This is a genomic window from Burkholderia sp. HI2714, from assembly GCF_002223085.1.
GTDB lineage: Bacteria > Pseudomonadota > Gammaproteobacteria > Burkholderiales > Burkholderiaceae > Burkholderia > Burkholderia lata_D.
This window is the reverse complement of the sequence record NZ_NKFM01000114.1, coordinates 1-2,751: the sequence shown is the minus strand read 5'-3', so window position 1 is coordinate 2,751 and position 2,751 is coordinate 1. Positions and strand designations below refer to the sequence as shown.

The window sequence follows — 2,751 nt, the reverse complement described above, 5'->3', positions numbered from 1 at the left end:
TCCGGCATGTCCGGAGCCATTTGCATCGTCGCCAGAAGGAACCTCACGTGATTCGTAACCTGTTCAACGAGAAACATGTCCGTTACGCCGCTTGAATATTACGCACTATTTGATGAACTGGTCAGTAATTCGGAGATGGTCTTGATATTGAAACTGAGTATCCTCTGCGTTGCCACTGTCACCGCTGTTACCGCTGTGACGCTTGCCGCCTGCAGTGGCGCCGGGAATGACGAACAGCAAATCATCAGTTCCGTCCGGCTATTCACCCAACACATCCAACTCATTCATCCGCATGATGGATGGGATGGGACGTTACCGCAAGGATGAGTTTGTCTACTCACTCGGATTTTATATTATATGAAAAATATTAAATTAATGACCCAAGGTGATCGAATTCTCCATTGTCTGATCGTTCTTTCTGGTCAACTATTGGTCGCATTGGCAGTATCTGGTAATGCGAACGCTTCGCAGTCGATGCCTGATGCGGGTTGGATTTATGAAATTCATGATAAAAATTCCAGTCTATGTTTGGCGCTGAATGGAGCGGCGGATGGCACATCACTACAAATGGCCTATTGTGATGGGGCGAATAATCAAAGATTTAAAGTTACGAAGAATACGGATGGCACGTATGCTCTCCGGGCGCAGCAGAACGCTCAAACGGCTAGCCATATGTGCGTGACGGCAAAGCAAGGCAATGATATAGGCCTTGCTGCGTGCGACAATAACGTCAATGTGGTGCAGCGGTGGCAATTGACTCCAGTGCAACAAGGTTACAATATTGCATCTCACGCCAGTGGCCGGTGCATTGTGGCACGGGATGGTTCTGCGAAAAATGGTGCAAATTTGATTCAGGGGAATTGCAATACTACCGGCGATGAAGTATTTTTATTTACTAAGTTTCAACATCAGGCATTCGACGGTTACAGTTCTGGAAAATGGTCGCCGATAACGCCTCTTGGCTTGGTCGCGTCATCTGCTGCACTATTGCCAAATGGTAAGGTTCTGTATTGGTCCGGATCTGGTTCGCATTCGTTTCATGACACTGGGGTTACGCAAACCTTCACCGGGATCTATGATCCGAACACTGGATCCACTGCGGAAAAGGTTGTTCATACAGGCCACGAAATGTTTTGCCCCGCGGAGGTACTACTGTCCGACGGGCGCGTGCTTATCGTCGGGGGCGGTGGTACGGAGAGTCTGCGCGATCGGGTTACCAGTTACGATTATCGCACCGACTCTTGGAAGCAGGAGAGCTCGCTGACCATTGCGCGCTGGTATTCGTCAGCAACGGTTCTTGGTGACGGGCGCGTTTTCACCATCGGCGGAGATAGCAACACGAACTCTATAGACGCGTTCAAGGGAATACAGGGCCAAAACCGGTTGGTTACCCGATTTGGTGAAATCTGGTCCCCGGCTCAAAGCCTCGCTAGCAAGTGGAAGGTTCTGACGGGCATCACCGAACCCGAACAGGAGGTAGGTGGCAATTACGGTTTGGCGCGCCTCCAATACTATCCTCGAACCTTTCTTGCGCCTAACGGCAAACTGCTTGAGGTTGCGCCCAGCTCAGCGATGCGCTGGATCGACACAACCGGAAATGGAATGACGACTATCGCCTCTGTGCGTCCTGGAGCGAAAAACGCGCAAGGTCCGATCACCGCTCAACTTTCGGAGGGTAAGATTCTACTAACCGGTGGTTCGATTGCGTTCGGCGACGAGGATTTCACAAAGATGGAAAGCAACTATCCGGCATATAGGGAAAGCTATCTCATCGATCTGGCACAAGGTTCTTCGGTCAAGGCGGCACCGATGCGCTATCCGCGATATCAAGCCAATGGTGTGGTATTGGCAGATGGCCAGGTTCTTGCCGTTGGCGGATCACCTAGGTCGAAATTATTCGACATCACGGGTGCAATCATGGCTCCCGAACTTTATGATCCGAAGACGAATGCTTGGACTGTCATGGCCCCGATGGACAAGCCTCGAATTTACCACTCCGTTGCGGTTTTGTTGCCCGATGGTCGGGTATGGGTTGCCGGGGGAGGGCAATGTGGTGGGTGTGCTGTCAACGAGGCCAGCGCTCAGATTTTCAGTCCGCCCTACCTGTTTCGTGGAGCGCGCCCCACACTTCATAGCGAGCAGGCAGAGCTGAAATATGGCGTCAACTTTAACGTGAATGCTCACGTAAGCGACGGCATCATCAAGCGTTTTACACTCGTGAGACTGAGTGCGATAACGCATGCGACGAACACCGATGCGCGCTTACTGGAATTGAAGGCAACGAATTCGGGCGGTGAGCGATATTCGTTGACTGCGCCAAAGAACGGTAATATCGCGCCTCCGGGATACTACATGCTCTTCGCAATCAGTGATAAAGGTGTGCCTTCTGTCGCAGCAATCTTGAAACTGAGCTAATGTCGGATCTGGTTGGCTTTGTTCAGCACCTTGCGGGGCGACCGGGAGTCGGGTAGAAAGAATTCGATGATCTATCCGACTGGTGCGCTTTCATGCCTTACAGTGAACCGCCCCGGGAATCGAGGAGGCTGTTTGGGTTACTGACGAGTGCACCAAATAGTTCGTGGTGCGTTATACGGGCATGAAGACGAAAACTGATGCCCGCAAGTTGAGGGTCGGCCGGGATTCGTGAAATTTTCGCCAAAATGACCTTAAATCGATGATTTGAAATAGAAATTTCAAATTTCGACCAAGGCCATAGGGCGCGAAGCTTTTTCAGATCCGTGTGTGCGGTTG

Annotated in this window: 3 protein-coding genes; 2 read left to right on the top strand and 1 reads right to left on the bottom strand. The window is 51.2% G+C overall.

All coding sequences use genetic code 11. The features are described from left to right. Window positions 1-75: 75 nt before the first annotated feature. Window positions 76-327, top strand: coding sequence for a hypothetical protein (locus CFB82_RS42975; RefSeq protein WP_143751083.1), 252 nt, complete (start codon window positions 76-78; stop codon window positions 325-327). A gap of 30 nt (window positions 328-357) precedes the next feature. Beyond that, on the top strand, window positions 358-2,415 hold the full coding sequence (locus CFB82_RS41160; protein WP_089487919.1) for a galactose oxidase-like domain-containing protein: 2,058 nt from the start codon (window positions 358-360) through the stop codon (window positions 2,413-2,415). A 97-nt stretch (window positions 2,416-2,512) separates the two neighbouring features. On the opposite strand, the gene CFB82_RS43810 is transcribed toward CFB82_RS41160, so the two are convergent. Next, the coding region (locus tag CFB82_RS43810) for a hypothetical protein (RefSeq protein ID WP_218829103.1) at window positions 2,513-2,751 on the bottom strand (239 nt) is incomplete at its 5' end.

What these genes read in the sequence shown, in the direction of transcription:
- CFB82_RS42975 (WP_143751083.1), top strand. Translation starts at nt 76, where the DNA reads ATGTCCGTTACGCCGCTTGAATATTACGCACTATTTGATGAACTGGTC.
- CFB82_RS41160 (WP_089487919.1), top strand. Translation starts at nt 358, where the DNA reads ATGAAAAATATTAAATTAATGACCCAAGGTGATCGAATTCTCCATTGT.